The following is a 1,526-nucleotide window of genomic DNA, read 5'->3' as shown; positions in this document are numbered from 1 at the left end:
CTTGAATGGTGCAGGCAAGAAATCAAAAAATCCCCATTGAAAAACTCCGGGTCCAAGGCTATTCTAAACTCTTTCTATCACGCAACAGATTCAAAAATTTTGTGCTCCGATATAACAGGGGAAGGGTTTAGGAACTTAATTGATCATACAAAATTTATTGAAAATGGGGGTTGTGCCAGACTCATTAATACCCTTGCTGAAGCTTAAATACACAAACATTTAAGCTTTTATTTCCACTTCGCTAGGCTACTTCGCCTAAATAGGTTGGCTACCCCGTCGTTTTCTGTAAAAATTATTCACTTGGAGACATCATCCATATCCGTACTCACCACCACTTCCTTATTTTTAATCTGCTTGTCTAAGAAATTGATCAGCCGGGTATTGATGGAATTGAATTGTGCAGTAGTTCCTCCTGATCCGGGTGCTAAGGCCAGCGAATTGTAGGTAAAATGATTGCCTTCTGCTACCAGCAGTCCGTAACTTGGTGAAGGCGAATGTTCATAACAGAAGGCGGCATAAACATTGTCCCTGCCCGCATCTACGGCCTGCAAGTATTCTACACCTCCGTAAAAATAAGCTGTTGGAAACTCAAATTCCTGAAAAAAGGGTGCTTCAAAATAGCGGTTACCGGTAAAGAGCCAGTTGAGTTCTCCCATGGAAAATACGAACATCGCATCCGGATTAAGTCCGGCATCCATGGTCTTCATCACCGTCCAGCCACCCATGGAATGCCCGCCTAAAACCAATTTTGAAGACAGATTAAATTCCGTTTTTGCCTGTATGGAACTCACCACAGCTTCTGTTTCAACTATTCTGTATTCGTAGTCGGTTCCATCACCAAAAGGGTTGTCACTAAGGTACTGCAAGGCCTCTTCTATGGTCCCGGTAGACGGGCCTTTCACACGTACAGCCAGTACGGCATCCGAATGGTCAACGGCTGCCACAACATAACCTGCTCTTGCCAGAGCCTCACATATCTCAACCGAGCCAATCCCCCCTCCTGAAAATCCATGAGAAAAGACCACCAACGGCCAATCCCCGACTGCCGTGGGTGCATTCTCCGCGACTAAACCGGTGATATCCAGGTCTGTAGCGGCTGTATTATACATATATGCTGCTTCCATCCCGGTTGTAGGGTACCAAATTCCTACCCACAGATTTCCTGCATCAGGATGTGTTATTTGCAGTTTTTGATAGCCTGCGTTAATTTCTTGCGGAATCTCTTCCACAGCATCGTCCGAACTGCTGCAACTAATAAGTAATGCATAAAAGCAAAGAAAAATACAGATTTGGACTTTCATAATGTAGTTGTTAATGCTTAGCAAACTGAGTTTATTAACCCTTAGACTAGTAAAACGGATTTTAGTTTAAAGAAGTATATAGGTAATTTTAGGTTTTGCTAAATTTAATAGTCCTAAGCGTTGTATTTTTGACTAAATAAAAAAACTTATGGTTTTTCTATAGGCTCATTTTAAGAATAGTCCATACATTTAGATGCCTGTTAAATTGGGTTTAAACCGGAATGA

At 42.1% G+C, this 1,526-nt stretch carries 2 protein-coding genes; one reads left to right on the top strand and one right to left on the bottom strand.

Annotation, left to right across the window (positions count from 1 at the left end; all coding sequences use genetic code 11):
- The coding region (locus WBN20_RS11400) for a hypothetical protein (protein WP_424281761.1) at positions 1–207 on the top strand (207 nt) is incomplete at its 5' end.
- Positions 208–296: 89 nt separating this feature from the next.
- Here the strand turns inward: WBN20_RS11400 and WBN20_RS11395 are convergent.
- Positions 297–1,301 (bottom strand): hypothetical protein, encoded by a 1,005-nt coding sequence (locus tag WBN20_RS11395; protein ID WP_424281760.1) that lies wholly within the window; start codon positions 1,299–1,301, stop codon positions 297–299.
- Positions 1,302–1,526 lie beyond the last annotated feature (225 nt).

The organism is Eudoraea sp. (assembly GCF_049665975.1).
GTDB lineage: Bacteria > Bacteroidota > Bacteroidia > Flavobacteriales > Flavobacteriaceae > Eudoraea.
This window is presented reverse-complemented; position numbering and strand designations above follow the sequence as displayed.

What these genes read in the sequence shown, in the direction of transcription:
- WBN20_RS11395 (WP_424281760.1), bottom strand. Translation starts at nt 1,301, where the DNA reads ATGAAAGTCCAAATCTGTATTTTTCTTTGCTTTTATGCATTACTTATT.